Below are 16,653 nucleotides of genomic sequence, written 5' to 3'. Positions count from 1 at the left end.
ATGTTCGGGACGCGATGCTTCGGCGTGTCGCCTCGTGGGGAGATCACGAGCCCCCATGACTTTATCATCGTCCTGCGGCGGCCGATGTCAATATGCCGGCATGGAGGTTAGAGTGCGATGACTTCAAACAGAACCGTTCGTGCTGAGCTTGTCGAAGCACACTCCCCACAATCTCCGGCTGTGCTTGGAACACGTGCTTCGACAAGCTCAGCACGAACGGAGAGGGGCATATTTCAGCCTGACGTCGTCATGCTCTAGAAGGTCGCTGTTGCGTTCAGCGACAGATAGCGTTCGATCCGGCTCGGCGTCGCGTTCGGCGCATTGCGGAGGAATCCGCCCTTGGCCAGCACCACGCCGTCCGCTTCGAGCCGCAGCCACGAAAGCGCGAGATAGCGGATCCGGGCATCGATCTGATGCCCCGCGAAACTGCCCGATCGGCCGGTCGCATCGCGCACGCCGGTGGTCGAGAAGCTGTCGGTGCGATCGGCCAGCCAGATCGGGCGATAGCTGAAAAAGGCGTCGATCATCCTGTCCGGCACGACTTCCACCCGGATGCCGGGGCTGGAAAGATTGGTGCGGCCGACGGCATTATACAGCCCGGCCGGTGCAAGATCGGCGCGGCGCATGCCGAACAGCGGATCGAACCTCGTATATTTCGCACCGGTGCCGTCGCCGCTGGCCCGGTCATACTCGATCGACACGCGCGGTCGCCAGGCACCGGGGAACGTATAACCGAGATCGGCGTGCAGGAACCACGCTGCGACGTCGAGCGTCGGCGCGCCCGGTGCCAGCGTGGCGGCGATATGGCCGCGCTGGCCGATGGCTTCGATCTCGCCGTCGATCCGGCCGATCGCAGGGTCGGCGATGGCGTGCATGCTCACGGTATCGAGCGATCGGTTGCGCGTTGGGCGGGCAGGGGCATCGCGTTCGCCGAGATGGAAATACGACATCTCACCCGTCAGCGGGCCGATCGCCTTCGTTTTGCTGGCGACGCCGCCCCACAGGACCAGATCGAAACTCTCCCGATCCGGGCTCACCTTGTTGTTCAGGACGGCGGACAGATCGTCGGGCCGGCGGACCTGGGGCAGCGTGTATATCAGGGTCGCCTTCCAGCCACCGCGCAAGCTGAGATCGCCGCGCAGCCCGGTATAGCTGTTGGTGGTATTGCGATAATCGTCGGCCGCGACCAGCCGTCGCGATCCCAGGTTCAGCAGGAAGCGCCCGGCCTGAACCGAAGCGTTCCCGCCCTTGGCCACCGCACCGAGGTCCGCCGCGACATAGGCTTGGACGAGTTCCAGCGTGTTGACTTCGTTGGTGGAGACCGGGGTCCGGCGGTTTGCCCCGTAAGCCCGGCTGTCATACAATTCGGCCACGATACGCAGCGGCTTCGCATCATATTCGGCGAGCAATGTCGTGCGGAAATTCACCAGCTGGTCGGAATCGTTGAAGCCGGGGCGCACCTGGCCGGCGACGGTTTCGTAGCGCGCCCGGATCGTTCCGCTGAGCTTCAGGCGGCGCGGTGTGCGTGGGGGCGATGCCGGATGCTCCGCGATCGGTGGCGGAGCAGGTGCGACCGGCGCGGGTATCGGCTGGGCGGCAAGGGCAAGCGACGTCAGGATGAACATGATGCGTCCCGGATGAAGGTGGACGCGATGCTTCGGCTGCCGCCTCGTGGGGAGATCGCATCCCCATCCTGTCGGGAAAGCCGTTTCGCCCGGCGTTTGTCAATACGGCGTGAAATGAGGCGATCGCGCCGGGGCGCCTAACCGATCGTCGTCGATTGCGGCCTGACCGCTTCTCCGCATTGATCGCAGGTGATCGCCGGTACCAGTTCCGCGCCGCAGGTGCGGTGGCGGATCACCTGGGGCGGGCCGGCCTTGCCCGCCAGCCAGCGATCGCCCCAGCGGATCAGTTCGATGATCAGCGGGAACAGGTCCAGCCCTTCGGGCGTCAGGCGATATTCGAAGCGCTCGGGTTTTTCCTGATAGCGTTTGCGGTCGAGGACGCCGAGGTCGACGAGGCGGACCAGTCGGTCGGTGAGGATGTTGGGGGCGACGCCGAGATCGGCCTCGAACGCGCCGAAGCGCCGGATGCCGGTGAAGGCTGAGGCGATCGTCTGCGCGGTCCAGCGGTCGCCGAGAACGTCGATCGCCCGCTCCAGCATGCGTTGATGCAGGTCGAGTTCGCCACGCGCGATGATCGATCGGCGTTGCGCGCGGGCGCGTTGCGGCGGCTCGAAGCCCGCGCCCGGGCCGTCCTCCGCGATCACGTCGCGCGCCGTCACTTCCTCGCCGCAGGTCGCGCAGCGCAGTTCGGGCAGGAACACCTTGCCGCAACTGTGGCGCAGGCTGTGGACATCGACCCGGTCGTCGGGGAACCAGCGCTTTTCCCAACGGATGATCATCAGCGACGCGCCGAACAGGTCCAGCCCCATCTCGGTCAGGCGATATTCGTCGCGCGGCGGGCGTTCCTGATAGCGTTCGCGGCGGATGATCCCGGCGACTTCCATGCGGCGCAGGCGATCGGTGAGCAGGCTGCGCGCGATGCCGATGCGCGCGCGGAAATCGTCGAACCGGCGCACGCGCTTGAACGCGAGGTGCAGGATCATCAGCGTCCAGCGATCACCGAGGATATCCAGCGCGCGCCGCGCCGAATTGGATTTGAGTCGATGCCCGGCCTCGGCGTCGGAATCGGTTTCGACGGTTGGGCTTTCTTCGGACTTCAACCTGCACCTCGGCTTGGCAACATAAACTTACCGTACCCCAAGCAGCGCGGAGAGGAAGCGTTATGAATGCCCTGTACGGCCGGACCAGCCGGCGAGACGCACCTGCGCGGCGATGAAACCGCGTTCCAGATCGTCGACGATTTCCGCGGTCGATTGTTCGTTCGTAGATGCGTGCACGCCTTGGCCAGCAGACCAGATGTCCCGCCAGCGCGCGCGGCCGTCCGCGGCGGAATCGTAATTCCGTTCCGGCGCGCCGCCGTCCACGGTATAGCCGGCGGCATCGAAACTGGCGCGCAACCACGAGGCGGGCGTGCCGGTGACGGCACCGCTGACCACGATATCGTCGATCCCCGCCGCGGCCACCATCGCCTTATAGGCCGGGACGGCGAGGCTCTCGGTCGCGCCGACGAAGCGCGTGCCCATATAGATCAGGTCCGCGCCGGCCGCGATCGCCGCCGCGACGCCCGCACCGTCGGCGATGCCGCCGCCCAGTGCCAACGGCCCGTCGAAGAACGCGCGCACCGCCGAGACGAAGGCGAGGGGTGAGTATTTGCCGGTATGCCCGCCGGCCCCGGTCGCCACGCAGGCCAGGCCGTCCGCGCCCGCCGCCAGCGCCTTGCGCGCGAGTTTCGGGTCGATCACGTCGGCCAGCACCGTGCCGCCATAATCGTGCACGATCTCGACCACCGGCGCGGGGCTGCCCAGCGCGGTGATCACCACAGGTGGTTTATGTTTGGCGACGAGCGCGAGATCGTCGGCGAGACGCGCATTGGTGGAATGCGTGATCAGGTTCGCGGCCCATGGCGCGCCATCGATCGCTGCGGTGATCTCGCCCATCCACGCATCGACCTCGGCGGCGGTGCGGCAATTGGTCGTCGGGAAGGATCCGACGATGCCGGCGCGGCATGCAGCGATGACGAGCGCCGGGCCGGAGACGAGGAACATCGGCGCGGCGATCACCGGCAGCCGCAGGTTCAGGCCGAGCCGGTTCATGCGATGCGCTCGACGATCATCGCCGCGCCGACGCCCGATGCTCCGGTGACGACGACCAGCCCGTAACGTCCCGCGCAGGCGTCGAGCGTGTCGAGCAGGGTGGACAGCAGGATCGCACCGGTCGCGCCCATCGGGTGCCCCTTGGCGAGATGCCCGCCCGACACATTCACCTTCGCCGGATCGACATCGTAATCGCGCAGGAACTTGGCGATGGCGACCGCGAACGCCTCCATGAATTCGACGCGGTCCATATCGGCCAGCGTCAGCCCGGCACGGGTGAGCACCTTCTCCATCGCGGCGAACCCGGCGTTGAGCGAGGCGGCCGGATCGCCACCGATCTCGGCATAGCCGATGATCTTCGCACGAGCGCTGGCGGCATCCCCGCTGAGCGCGGCGAGCCCGGCACCATCGCAGACCGGCGGGGCATGGGCGACGGTGTGGGTATAGGTAACCGCCTCATCGCCGAGGACATCACCATATCCACTGCCCAGCTCCGCGAAAGCCGGAAGCAAAGCGGCGAGTTTCTCGGGCGTGAGCGCGCGGACGCATTCGTCGGTCGCCAAATCGCCGATCGCGATGCGCGACGCGGTGAGCGTTGCATCGCCTTCCGCTGCGGCGGCGCGGGCCTGCGAGGCGGCGGTGGCGGCATCCATCGCCTCGCGCGACACGGCTTCGCGGGTGGACAGACGGTCGGCGGCGATCGCCACGGGCAGATATTGCGCGGCGCGGGGCAGGTCGCGATCGGTGTAGAAGCTGGCCCCGTCCGCCATGAAGCCGACCGCCGACATCATCTCGACCCCGCCGGCAAGCGCGGTGTCGATCGCCCCGCTTTCGATCAGCGCCGCCGCCTGACCGATCGCGACGAGGCCGGAGGCGCAATAGGCGTTGATCGTCTGGGCGGTGGCCCGGTCGGGCAGGCCGGCGGCGAGCTTGGCGACCATCGCGATGTTGCCGCCCTGCGCGCCGATCTGCCCGACACAGCCGAGCATCAATGCGTCGGTATCTTTGGCGCCCGGCGCGCGGGCATTGAGCGCCGCGACCAGAGTGGCGATCAGGCCCTGCGGAGTCTGTTGCGCCAGCCCGCCATCGGGCCGGGCCTTGCCCCGCGGCGTGCGCACGGCATCGCGGATATAGACGGTCATGTCGCTGGCTCCAGTCGGGCGCGGAACGGGGTGGGGGCCGGAAAGGCGAAGAAGCCGGGCGCGGCGGCGATCACCGCCGGAATGCCCGCGATGGCAACGGCGATCGTTGCATCGGTCAGCGCGCGGGCAGGCGGCGCGGCGGGATCGCCCTCGTCGATCGCCAGCGTCAGGCGCACGTTCGGCCGCCCTTCGATCCGGATGGTCCAGTGGCCCAGCCCCTGTTCGGGGTGCAGCGCAGGATCGGCGGTCCACAGGATCGACAATGTCAGGTCTATCCCGCTGGCGAGCGTCGCGGTCCAGCGCCAGCGCGTCGCGGCGACGGTGCCGGTGGGGATCGTACCGGCTGGCAGGACGATGTCGCGCGGGGCTAGCGTGATCTCATGCGCCGGCGCGATGCGCGCCACCGCATCGTCCAGCCCTTGCGCGGCAAGGTGCAGCACCTCGGAAAACAGCGACGTATACAGTTCGGCAAGTGGCCCGCGCGTGATGTCGGTCGCGGGATCGGCACCGAAGCCCATCAGGCCGAAGACGAACTCCGTCGAGGCCATGGCCGACGCATCGACCGTCTCGCTGATCGTGATCCGCTCGATCTCGTGGCACAATCCGGTCGCGGCCAGCGTCAGCCGTTCGACCACAAAGCCGGGATTGACGCCGAGGCCGGTGAGCGTCGTACCGCCCTTCGCGCACGCCGCCAGCAACGGCGCGGTGTAGGTCGCGCCATGGGCGTCCGGATAATGGAAGCCCGCCGTGGAGACGACGTTCTTGCCGCTGGCCAGCAGGCGCGCGACATCCGCGTTCATCGCGTCATAGGGCAGGGTGATGCGCGGCGTGTGGATCACGACATCCGCGTCGAGCGCCAGGATCTGGTCGATATCGCTGGTGCAGATCACGCCGTTCGCCGGGCGCTTGGCGATCTCGCCCGCGTCGCGCCCGGCCTTTTTGGGCGAATAGACATACACCCCGACCAGTTCGAGATCGGGATGGTCGATGATGCGGCGCAGCGACGTGCGGCCCATCGCGCCCGTCGCCCATTGGACGACGCGGATCGGTTTCGGGAACACCACGCCTCAGGCTGCGCTGCGGCCGGTCTCGATGAACGCCCGGTCGGCCCACACCGCATGCGTCCCGCTGCTCAATTTGTGTGGCAAGGCGATGCGGCACACCGGCCCGGCGGCGAAATTCTTCGCGTCGATCAGCACGCATTCCGATCGCCCGCGATTCTCGTCGATCAGGAAGCTGACGATATAGCCGTCATCCTCATCCACCGCGCCGATGCGCGGCGCGAACGGTGCCTCGCTGGCATAGACGCCCTCGGGCAGGATCACGCTTTCGTCGGTGCCGGTTTGGAGGTCGTGCTTGATCAGGCCGTTGAACAGGAACCAGCCCGGCTTCGACGTGACCGAATAGGCATAGCGATACGGCTTCCCGGCGAAGCGCGCGTTCATCATGCCGAATTCGACCGTCTCGTCCGACAGGCGCTCCTCGCGCGTCTCGCCGGTCACGAGATCGAAGCGCCAGCGGTGCAGCCGGCTGCGGAAGCTGTGCATGTCGAGCAACGCCATCATATGCTCGTGCCCCTCGACCGAACCGGCGAGCGGACGCGGGGTGGGGTCTTCCTGGTAGTAGCCGTCGAGGACAAGTTCGTGGCCATCTTCGTAGGCGTTCAGGAAGTGCAGGACGTAGCAAGGATCGGCCTCGAACCACTTGATATCGTTGGGCCCGCCGTGGCGCGGCACGATCGCGAAGCGCGACTTCATGTCGCGGAAGAAGCGTACCGCATGCACGTCGCGTTCGAGCAGTTTAGGGTCCCAAAAGACCGGGAAATCGTTGAAGATCGAATATTTCTCGCTGAACGCCATGTCGTGCGGCAGGCGCGGGCCGGGCAGGGGAATCGGGATATAGCTCTTCAGCTTCCCGTCCGCGCCGACCACGCCGTAATGCATGTACGGCGCGTGCTTCGAATAATTGAAGAACAGCAATTCGCCGGTCGCCTCATCGACCTTGCAATGCGCCGAGACGCCATCGATCGGTGCCCAGGGCGCGACGCCGAGATCCTCCAGCGTCTCGGGATCCATCGCATAGGCCTCGCCACACTGATAGAAGGTCGAGAGCAATTTGCCGGCATGGACGACCACGTCGGTGCTGGCATTGTCCTTCAGGCTGCCATGCGCGCCATAGCCCGGGCGTACCGACGTGCCGACCGGATCGGCGAGGCCGCCCCAGAGCGACTTGCCCGCTTCCTGCTCCGCCTGGAAACAGCGCGTGCGGACGAAGCGGTTGCGATAGGATGCCTTGCCCTGATTGAACGAGATCTGGTGGATCATCGCATCGCCATCGAAGGGGTGGTGGCGGCCGAGCGGTTGATGCACCTGATTCTCGGTATTGCGCAGATAGACGCCGTCGATATCGGACGGGATCACGCCCTCGATCACGTCGAGATCCTCGGCATCGACCTCCTCGTGCAGCGGCGTCCACGCGCCGTTGAGATACGGGTGGTTGCTCGGTTCCAGACTGGTGACGACCGGGGGGTGTCGTTCGAGCTTCATTGGCGCGTCCTCATATCCTGTCGATCGCCTAGCAACGTAAGTCTTGTAACGCAAGTGACAAGCGGCGGCATTTCGGCATGCCGCCGCCGGTCAAGTGGTTGATGCCCTGTCAGAATTTGCCCGACAAGCGCACACCGTAGGTGCGCGGCGCGCCGTACAGCGAGGCTTCGTCGCCCAGGAACGGGATCACGCTGGTACGGTACAGCTTGTTGGTCAGGTTCTTGGCCCACAAGGTCACCGCCCAGCGTTCGTCCGCGCGGCCGAAACCGATCCGCGCATCGAGCAGGCCATAGCCGGGTTCGAAATTGGTGTTGTCCGGGCCGTAGAAGAATTTGTCCTGATAGGTGTAATCGGCATGTGCCTTGATCGCGTAGCGCTCGCCCACCGGCAATTTGTAGTCCGCCGCGATCGAATATTGATAGTCGGCGGTGCGCGCCAGTTTGTTGCCGGTATAGACGATGTTGCGCCGGGGATCGGTGTAGTTCTTGTACTTGGCGTCGAGCACCGAACCCGATCCCGAGATCGACAGGCCTTCGGTGACGGCGACGGACAATTCGCCCTCGATGCCCTGGATCTTGGCGCTAGCGGCATTGGTGACGACGGTCGTCAGCAGGACGTCGTCGAGCTGTTCGACCTGAAGGTTGCTGAAATCGAGCCGGAACGCAGCGAGGTTCAGGCGCACGCGGCGGTCGAACAGGTCGCTCTTGAAACCGAGTTCGTAATTCCACGCGGTTTCCGGGTTGAACGGCCGCGATGCGGTGGCCGCATCGGGCGTCGCCGCCTGCCAGCCGCCGCCCTTGAAGCCCTTCGCTGCCGAGGCATAGAGCAGGATCGAGGGCGTGGCCTTCCATTCGAGCGCGAAGCGCGGCGTCGCTTCCTTCCAGGTCTTCTTCACGTTCACATTGTACGGCGTCTTGAGCGGGGCGGGGGAGAGGATGTCGCCGGCCGGGCCGAAGCTGATGATGCGCGCGTTGGCGTTCATCTCCTTGTGATCGATCGTGTAGCGCGCACCGGCCGATGCGGTGAAGCCGGGCAGGATCTCATATTCCAGTTCGCCGAACGCGGCATAGTTGGAGGTGATGCCGCTATTGGCGAAGACGTTTTCGCCGTCGAGACTGTCCCGCGTGCCGCCGGGCCCGCCGGGTAGTGCCGAACGCGCGAGATTGTCCGAACTGCGCCGCGTATCCTCGCGCAGATAGTACAGACCGACCAGCCAGCTGAACGGGCCGCTCTTATCGGAGGCGAGGCGCAGTTCCTGCGTGATGCCGCTATACTTTTCGGATTGGGTCAGCACCGAATCGGTGAAGGACGGCGGAGCGCCGGCCCCGGCCTGGCTGAAGCGCTGGCCCGAATTGCCGAGGCGGAGCGCGGCGAGATAGGTCAGCTTGGCCTTGCCGAGATCGTAATCGGCGCGCGCGGTGAAGCCATAGGTGTTGCGGCGGTTATACTGGAGGTACGGCGTTTCGGTGACGCGCGGATCCTTGGAGATCTGCCCCGTCGTAATCGGGCCGATGCCGGCGCGGGTCGGATCGTCGACCGCGTGGCGCGCCTGGCCGCCGCCCTCGTCATGGCTGGCATCGGCGATGAAGTTCAGCGTCAGCCGGTCGCTGGCATTGACTAGGACGGAGGCGCGGCCGGCATAGCCTTCGGCATCGTCGAGTTCCTGGCCGTTGACGATGTTGCGGCTGAAGCCGTCATGCCGGTTCTGCTGGAACGACAGGCGCGCCGCGGTCGAATCCGACAGCGCACCGGTCACGTTCGCTTCGGACTGGACCGTGCCGTAACTGCCGACCGAGACATAGCCGCTGGCACCGAAATCGAATTTCGGGGTGGCGGTGATAATGCTCACCGCACCGCCGACGACGTTCTTGCCGAAGATCGTGCCTTGCGGCCCGCGCAGCACCTCGACGCGTTCGACGTCGAAGATCGGCGGCGTCGCCGAGCCGCGACGGCCGATATACACTTCGTTGATGAACAGGCCGATCGACGGATCGGCGCTGGCGCTGGTCAGGCGCACCGTGCCGACGCCGCGGATGAACGCTTCCTGCTCCAGCGACCCCTGCGCCTGGAAGGTGAAGCTCGGCGTGCGCCCGGCGAGTGCCGACAGATCGGTGATCTGGCTATCGCGCAGCGCCGTGCCGCTGAAGGCGGTGACCGCGATCGGCACGTTCTGCAGGCTTTCCGAACGCTTGCGCGCGGTGACGATGATCTCTTCGAGCTGCGGCCCCTCCTCGACCTGAGCGGGCGCATCGACCGGCGTCGCGGGGCCGGCGGTCGACTGGGCCAACGCCGGCAAGGCCGTGCCCAAGGCGGCGATGCTCGCCGATGCCAAGGCTAAACGCAGTACACGCGCACAGGTGATCGTGGCCATTTCAGTCCCTCCCAAAATTCTGTCCGGCCTTGTTGGCCGTGTCGTGCTCACTCAGTCTTTTTAAGCAAGCTGATGCTGTTTTCGTCAAAGTGACTTGCTTGTCAAGACTAACTCGATTGACAGGCCCGCCGCGCTGCGCCAACCTCACTTGCATAAAACGACTGTCATAGGAGAGCAGCATGACCGACACGGCACTGGACGCACGCACCGACAAAAATACCGACGGGCATAAAATCGACATCGCGACTCGGATGATCGCGGCATGGAAGGCGATGGACTGGGACGAAGCGGCCGCCTTGTTCGCCGAGGACGGCGTGCTGCATTCGATGATGGTCGATCCGATCGAGGGCCGCGACGCAATCCACAAGCGCATTTCCGGCCTGGGCGAACTGGCCACCGAGATCGTCCTCGACGTCAGCAACATGGGCGTGATCAACGGCATCCTGTACATGGAGCGGGTCGATCGCTTCGTCTATAACGGCAAGACGGGCGCGGTGCCGGTGACGGGCGTGTTCGAATTCGACGGCGACGGCCTGATCAAGGTGTGGCGCGAATATTACGATCGCGGGCAATTGCTCGGCGAGATGGGGGTCGCGACGGACTTCGATCACGAGACCCGCTGACATGGCCAGCGCCGCCCCCGCCCCCACTGATGCCTGGCCGAACCCCGCGCGCAGTTGGTTCGCGGTGGCGGTGCTGACCCTGGGCTACACCGTGTCGTTCGTCGATCGCACGATCCTCAGCCTGTTGATCGATCCGATCAAGGCCGATCTGGGGTTGGGCGATACGCAGATCGCGTTGCTTCAGGGACTGGCGTTCGGCCTGTTCTACACCGTGATGGGCATGCCGCTCGGCTGGCTGGTCGATCGCACGTCGCGGCGGCGGGTGGTGGCGATCGGCGTGACGACCTGGTGCCTGGCGACCGCGGCGTGCGGGCTGGCGGGGAATTTCTGGCAGCTGTTCCTCGCCCGGATGGGCGTGGGGGCGGGCGAGGCGAGCCTCTCCCCGGCGGCGATCTCGATGATCGGCGACAGCTTCCCGGCCGAGCGTCGCGCCTTCCCGATCAGCGTCTATTCGATGGCCTCGTCGGTCGGCGCTGGGCTGGCGCTGATGGTCGGGGGAACGGTGATCCAGCTCATCTCCGCGCAACCGCGTTTCGCGCTGCCGATCGTAGGCGAGGTCGCACCGTGGCAGGCGACGTTCATTCTGGTCGGGCTGGCCGGTCTGGTCGTCGTCGTCCTGCTCGCTTTCGTCACCGAACCCGTCCGGCGCGAGGTGCTGGTGCGCGAGGAAAGCGGCAGCGGTCTGATCCCGCATCTCAACCGCCACCGCGCATTCCATCTGCGGCATCTCGGCGGCATGGCGCTGTATTGCGTGCTGATCTACGGCGTCCTGTCCTGGATGCCGGCTTTTTTCATCCGCACCTTCGGCTGGACTCCGGGACAGGTGGGCCTGCGCTACGGTCTGGTGGTGACGGTGTTCGGCGGGTTCGGACTGGCCTTTGCCGGCTGGCTGTCGTCGCATCTCGCGGTGCGCGGGGTAAAGGCGGCGAGCCTGAAGATCACCGGCTGGTCGATCCTGATCGTCACGCCGCTCCTCATCGCCGCCTGTCTGGCGCGCGACGGCTGGACGGCGGTGTTCATCCTCGCGCCCGCGATGATCTTCTTCACCGCGTCCGGCGGGCTCGCCGTCTCGGCCCTGTGCGAAGCGGCCCCCGGCAATCTGCGCGGGCGGACGGCGGCGCTCTATTATTTCGTGCTCGGCATCGTCGGGCTGACGGTCGGCCCGGTCAGCGTCGCGCTGATCACCGAACATCTGTTCCACGATCCGGGCGCGCTCGGCCCCGCGATCGCGCTGGCGGCGGGCATGCTCGGGCCGATCGCCGGGCTGCTGGTGCTGAGCGCGATCCGGCCGTTCGGTCGCGCGGTGGATGCGCTTGCCACGGCGGCCGAACCGGCATAAGCTTGTTTAAAGAGACTGACTGGATGGTCGGCGAATCGGAGCGGACATGACTTATATTCTCGGCGGCTGGCAGAGCGACTTTTCCGACAATTGGGCGCGGCGCGGCATGGACATGGCCGATGCCTTTTCCGAGACGATCGAGGCCGGGCTGGAGGCGACGAAGCTCGATCCGAAGGAGATCGAGACCGGGCATGTCGGCAATTTCGTCGGCGAATTGTTTGCGGGGCAGGGGTTGCTCGGCGGATTCTTCGGCTTGGTCCATCCCGATTTCGACGGCCTGCCGACCGCGCGCCACGAAGCGGCCTGCGCCTCGGGTTCGGTCGCGATCCTCGCCGCCACCGCCGAACTGGACGCCGGGCGATACGATCTGGCCTGCGTGCTGGGCATGGAGCAGATGCGCAACGTGCCGGGCAAGATTGCGGCGCAGCATCTCGGCGCGGCGGCCTGGACCGGCCACGAATTCGGCGACGCGCAATTCGTCTGGCCGCGCGCTTTCTCCGACCTGACGGAGGAATATGACCGCCGTTACGGCATCGATGCGCGCCACCTGCGTCGCATCGCCGAGATCAATTTCGCCAACGGCAAGCGCAACCCCAATGCCCAGTCGCGCGAGTGGCAGTTCACCCCGGAAAGCTTCACCGAAGACGATGTCGCCAACCCGGTGGTCGAGGGGCGCATGCGCAAGATGGATTGCGGGCAGGTGACCGACGGGGCGAGCGTGATCTTCCTCGCCTCGCCGAAGCGCGCCGCCGAATATGCCGGGAAGCGCGGCATCCCGCTCGACAGCCTGCCGCGCATCACCGGCTGGGGCCATCGCTCCGCGCCGATCTCGTACAGCCGCAAGGTGCAGGCGAGCGCGAACGACGCGTACGTCTTTCCGCAAGTGAAGCGCGCCGCCGACGAGGCGCGCGCGCGGGCCGGCGTTTCGCTCGATCAGGTCGACATGATCGAGCTGCACGACTGCTTCACCGCGACCGAATATATGGCGATCGAGCATCTCGGCATCGCCGCGCCGGGCGAGGCGTGGAAGGCGATCGAGGATGGCAGCATCGAGGCCGGCGGGCGCATTCCCGTCAACCCCTCGGGCGGGCTGATCGGCTGTGGCCATCCGGTCGGCGCGACCGGGGTGCGCATGGCGCTCGATGCGTTCAAGCAGGTGACGGGGGCGGCGGGCGACTATCAGGTCGAGGGCGCGAAGACCGTACAGACGCTCAACATCGGCGGCTCGACCACGACGACCGTGAGCCTCGTCGTCCAGGCCCAATGACCGGCCGATGATTACCCGACGCACGATCATGATCGGGGGCGCGGCATTGGTCGTGACCTTCCCGGCACATTCCAAGGAGAGACCAATGCCCGACAACATCGCCACGCTTCGCAAGGTCATCAGCAGCTGGCACGAGGCCGATGTCGAGGGCGTTCTGTCGTGCCTGCACGAGGATATCACCTGGAACAATTCCGGCGGGCTGAAGCCGCCGATCCAGGGCAAGGCGCAGATGCGCAAGACGCTGGAGGCGATGAAGGGGCGGCTGAAGAACAATCGCTGGCGGCTGTTCGATGTCGCGGCGGTCGGCGACACGGTGTGGATGGAGGGCGTCGACGAATTCGACACGATGGACGGTACGCGCGTCGCCATCCCCTATTGCGGCATCCTCGATTACGAAGGCGGCGTGATCCGCCACTGGCGCGAATATTTCGAGGGCCGGCTGCAGGAGGAACAGGTCGCCGGCAAGGGCGTGCGCGAGACGGTGGACGTCATGCTCGCGCGGCCGGCGGTCTGATCATGGCTACCGCCCCGACATTCGACGATGCGCTGCCGGACTTCCGCGAGGCGAAGCTGATGCCGGTCGATCTTGCGGTCGAGCGGCGCGACGACGGCACGATCCTGCTCCGGTCGCGCGTCGCCATCGCGGAGTACGACGCGAACATCCCCGCCGACCTCGCCCGCTCCGCCGCGCGCCAGCCCGACAAGCCGGCGCTGGCGTGGCGCGAGGCCGGGCGTGAGGGCTGGGCGACGCTCAGCTATGCCGAGCTGAAGGCGCGGATCGATGCGGCGGCGCAATGGCTGATCGATCATGCGCCGGATGGCCGGCCGATGCTGCTGATCGCGGATAATACTCCGGCCTTCGCCATCGCCACCTTCGCGGCCTGGGCGGCGGGCCTGCCGGTCTTTCCGGTCAGCACCGCCTATGGCGCGCTCGGCGGCGATTACGGGCGGCTGGCGCATGTCGTGGCGAAGGTGAAGCCGGGCGTGGTGTTCGCGGAGAATTCGGCGAAGCTGGCGCCGGCGCTGGCCGCACTCGATCTGGGCGATGCGATCGTCATCACCGGCGATCCTGCGCTGGTGGCCAAGCCGTCGGTGGCGATCGACACGCTGCTCGCCACGACGGCGACCGAGGCGGTGACGATCGCGGTGGAAGCGATCCGGGCGGACGATCTCGCCGCTTACATGCTCACCTCCGGATCGACCGGACTGCCCAAGATGGTCGCGATCACGTTCGACAATCTCGCCGCAAACAGCGCGCAATGCCGCCAGATGATCGGCGAGGCGGCGGGCTGGCACGACGTAATGCTTGATTGGCTGCCCTGGCACCACGCCGCCGGCGCGTTCGTGCTGCGCACGACGCTGACCGAGGGCGGCACGCTGTATATCGACGACGGTAAGCCGATGCCCGGCCTGTTCGCGGAATCGCTGCGCAATTTGCGCGAGATCCCGGTGCGCTATTTCAACAACGTGCCGCTGGGCTACGGCATGCTGGTCGAGGCGCTGGAGAACGATCCCGAACTGCGCCGCACCTTCTTCTCGCAGCTTCGGCTGATGCTGTACGGCGGGGCGGGGCTGAGCCAGCCGGTATACGACCGGTTGCAGGCGGCGGCGATCGCCGAGACCGGGCACCGCATCATGTTGACCTCGGGCTATGGCTCGACCGAGACGGTGTCGGCCTTCATGGCGATCCATTTCGAAACCGATCGCGTCGGCATCGGCCTGCCGGCCCCCGGCGCGGTGGTGAAACTGGTGCCCTCGGGCGACCGCTACGAGGTGCGCGCGGCGGGGCCGAACGTGACGCGCGGCTATCTCGACGAACCGGCCAAGAATGCGGAGGCGTTCGACGAGGAGGGCTTCTACCGCACTGGCGATATGGCGGTATTCAACGATTCCGCCGATCCCGAGAAGGGGCTGGCCTTTGCCGGGCGCGCGGCGGAGGAATTCAAGCTGTCGAGCGGGGCGTGGGTCTATGGCGGGTCGCTGCGCGATGGCCTGCTGAAAGCGCTGACGCCGATGGTGCGCGATCTGGTGCTGTGCGACGAGAATCGCGAATATCTGACGCTGATGCTGTGGCCGACGCCGGATGGCGATCGCGACCGCATCACGGCGGCACTAAAGACGTTCAACGCTGCGCAACATGGCAGTTCGTCGCGCATCCGCCGGGCGTTGCTGCTCGATGTGCCGCCCGATCCCAACGCGCACGAAATGTCCGACAAGGGCACGATCAATCGCCGCGCGGTGATCGACCGGCGCCAGGGCGACATCGACCGGCTCTATGCCGACATCCCCGATCCCGACATCATCCTGCTGTAGGAATTTCCATGACCGATCCCCATACGGACCCCCGCATCCAGACCCTGCTCGACAAGCAGGAGATCACCGACGTCATCAACCTGTACCTGCGCGGCGCCGATCGCGCCGATATCCCGCTGATCGCCGATGCCTATCATCCCGATGCGATCGAGGATCATGGCGGCGTCTATCACGGCCCCGCCTCCGACTATGTCGCATTGATGGCCAAGATGCTGCCCAAGGGCGGGATCATGAACCACCTCGCCACCAATATCGTGATCGAGGTGGACGGCGATATCGCCCGTGCCGAGCATTACATCCTCGCCTTCGCGCGGATGAAGGAGAAGGGCGGCGACAAGTTCGACACGCTGACTTTGGCGCGCGCGGTGGATCGGTTCGAACGCCGTGATGGCAAGTGGAAGATCGCGCTGCGCCGCCTCGCGTGGGAGTGGAACCACGAAATGCCGCTGACCGAGAGCTGGGGCCGCGGCATGATGTTCCCCGAGGGCACCGAACTGACGCGCGGCGCGAAGCACCCGCACGACGTGCTCTATCAGATGGCGGCGGACTGATGGCGATGGACATCACCGGTGCGGTCGGGCTGGTCACCGGCGGCAATCGCGGCATCGGCGAAGCGTTCGTCCGCGCGCTGATCGGTGCGGGCGCGGCCAAGGTCTATGTCGGCACGCGCGACGTCGCCAATGCGCAGCATCTGGTCGAGGAAGGCGGCGGCAGGATCGTCGCCTTGGCACTCGATGTGGCGCAGCCGGATCAGATCGCGGCGGCGGCGGCCGCCTGTACCGACGTCTCGATCCTCGTCAATAATGCCGGCGCGTTCGTGAACCAGAGGCTGATCGGGGCCGATACGATGGCGGCCGCGCGCGAGGAGATGGAGGTCAATTATTTCGGCCTGCTCGGCATGTGTCGCGCCTTCGCGAGTGTGCTGAAGGCCAATGGTGGCGGCGCGATCGTCAACGTCCTGTCCTCGGGCGGGGTCGTCGCGGTGCCGGCAATGGGCGGCTACAGCCCGTCCAAATTCGCCGCGCGCGCCGCGACCACCTCGATCCGCGCCGAACTGGCGAGGCAGGGCACCAGCGTCTCGGCACTGATCGTCGGATCGGTCGATACGCGCATGGCCGCGCATGTCGGCGGCGCGAAGGAGAAGCCCGAAGATATCGCGAAGATCGGACTCTCGGCGATCAAGCGCGGGCTGGACGAAGTGGATACCGATCGCATGGCGGTGGAGGTGCGCGCCGCGAAGTCGCGCGACCCGAAGGCGCAGGAACGTGCGCTGGCGCGGATGCTCGACATGGACACGATCTCGACCGGGCGTTGATCCGGCGAAGAGGGGGCTG

Annotated in this window: 14 protein-coding genes; 7 read left to right on the top strand and 7 right to left on the bottom strand. The window is 66.4% G+C overall.

Annotation, left to right across the window (positions count from 1 at the left end):
- Positions 1–254 precede the first annotated feature (254 nt).
- From U1738_RS09100 to U1738_RS09070, 7 genes are all read right to left on the bottom strand, one after another.
- Complete coding sequence (locus U1738_RS09100) at positions 255–1,625, bottom strand: alginate export family protein (RefSeq protein ID WP_332788729.1); 1,371 nt, start codon at positions 1,623–1,625, stop codon at positions 255–257.
- Positions 1,626–1,762: 137 nt separating this feature from the next.
- Positions 1,763–2,725 carry a winged helix-turn-helix transcriptional regulator gene (locus U1738_RS09095; RefSeq protein ID WP_332788728.1) on the bottom strand — a complete coding sequence of 321 codons (963 nt, stop codon included), beginning with the start codon at positions 2,723–2,725 and terminating at the stop codon, positions 1,763–1,765.
- Between the two features lie 60 nt (positions 2,726–2,785).
- The gene (locus U1738_RS09090) at positions 2,786–3,718 is read right to left on the bottom strand and encodes an NAD(P)H-dependent flavin oxidoreductase (RefSeq protein ID WP_332788727.1); all 933 of its coding nucleotides are present in this window, start codon (positions 3,716–3,718) and stop codon (positions 2,786–2,788) included.
- Positions 3,715–4,860 carry a thiolase family protein gene (locus U1738_RS09085; protein ID WP_332788726.1) on the bottom strand — a complete coding sequence of 382 codons (1,146 nt, stop codon included), beginning with the start codon at positions 4,858–4,860 and terminating at the stop codon, positions 3,715–3,717. Before U1738_RS09085 ends, U1738_RS09090 begins: the two co-directional genes overlap by 4 nt.
- Positions 4,857–5,924: an NAD(P)H-dependent amine dehydrogenase family protein gene (locus U1738_RS09080; protein WP_332788725.1), complete on the bottom strand. Its 1,068-nt coding sequence runs from the start codon at positions 5,922–5,924 to the stop codon at positions 4,857–4,859. The genes U1738_RS09085 and U1738_RS09080 overlap by 4 nt, the downstream gene beginning before the upstream one ends.
- A gap of 3 nt (positions 5,925–5,927) precedes the next feature.
- Entirely contained in the window at positions 5,928–7,406 is a 1,479-nt protein-coding gene (locus U1738_RS09075) for a carotenoid oxygenase family protein (RefSeq protein WP_332788724.1), read from the bottom strand.
- Positions 7,407–7,515: 109 nt separating this feature from the next.
- Positions 7,516–9,777: a TonB-dependent receptor gene (locus U1738_RS09070; RefSeq protein WP_332788723.1), complete on the bottom strand. Its 2,262-nt coding sequence runs from the start codon at positions 9,775–9,777 to the stop codon at positions 7,516–7,518.
- Between the two features lie 179 nt (positions 9,778–9,956).
- Here U1738_RS09070 and U1738_RS09065 point away from each other — a divergent pair, with 179 nt between their 5' ends.
- From U1738_RS09065 to U1738_RS09035, 7 genes are all read left to right on the top strand, one after another.
- Positions 9,957–10,400: a nuclear transport factor 2 family protein gene (locus tag U1738_RS09065; protein WP_332788722.1), complete on the top strand. Its 444-nt coding sequence runs from the start codon at positions 9,957–9,959 to the stop codon at positions 10,398–10,400.
- A gap of 1 nt (position 10,401) precedes the next feature.
- Entirely contained in the window at positions 10,402–11,739 is a 1,338-nt protein-coding gene (locus tag U1738_RS09060; RefSeq protein WP_332788721.1) for an MFS transporter, read from the top strand.
- 46 nt (positions 11,740–11,785) lie between these two features.
- Positions 11,786–13,006, top strand: coding sequence for an acetyl-CoA acetyltransferase (locus tag U1738_RS09055; RefSeq protein ID WP_332788720.1), 1,221 nt, complete (start codon positions 11,786–11,788; stop codon positions 13,004–13,006).
- Positions 13,007–13,091: 85 nt separating this feature from the next.
- The gene (locus U1738_RS09050) at positions 13,092–13,520 is read left to right on the top strand and encodes a nuclear transport factor 2 family protein (RefSeq protein WP_332788719.1); all 429 of its coding nucleotides are present in this window, start codon (positions 13,092–13,094) and stop codon (positions 13,518–13,520) included.
- A 2-nt stretch (positions 13,521–13,522) separates the two neighbouring features.
- A complete protein-coding gene (locus U1738_RS09045) occupies positions 13,523–15,319 on the top strand; it encodes an AMP-binding protein (RefSeq protein ID WP_332788718.1) in 1,797 nt (598 codons plus the stop codon).
- Positions 15,320–15,327: 8 nt separating this feature from the next.
- Positions 15,328–15,870 (top strand): nuclear transport factor 2 family protein, encoded by a 543-nt coding sequence (locus U1738_RS09040; protein ID WP_332788717.1) that lies wholly within the window; start codon positions 15,328–15,330, stop codon positions 15,868–15,870.
- Positions 15,870–16,634, top strand: a complete 765-nt coding sequence (locus tag U1738_RS09035) for an SDR family oxidoreductase (protein WP_332788716.1) — start codon at positions 15,870–15,872, stop codon at positions 16,632–16,634. Before U1738_RS09040 ends, U1738_RS09035 begins: the two co-directional genes overlap by 1 nt.
- Positions 16,635–16,653: the final 19 nt, after the last annotated feature.

It is taken from the genome of Parasphingomonas caseinilytica (assembly GCF_036663755.1).
Taxonomy (GTDB): Bacteria; Pseudomonadota; Alphaproteobacteria; order Sphingomonadales; family Sphingomonadaceae; genus Sphingomonas.
The sequence above is the reverse complement of the archived record's forward strand: the minus strand, read 5'-3'. Positions and strand labels throughout refer to the sequence as shown.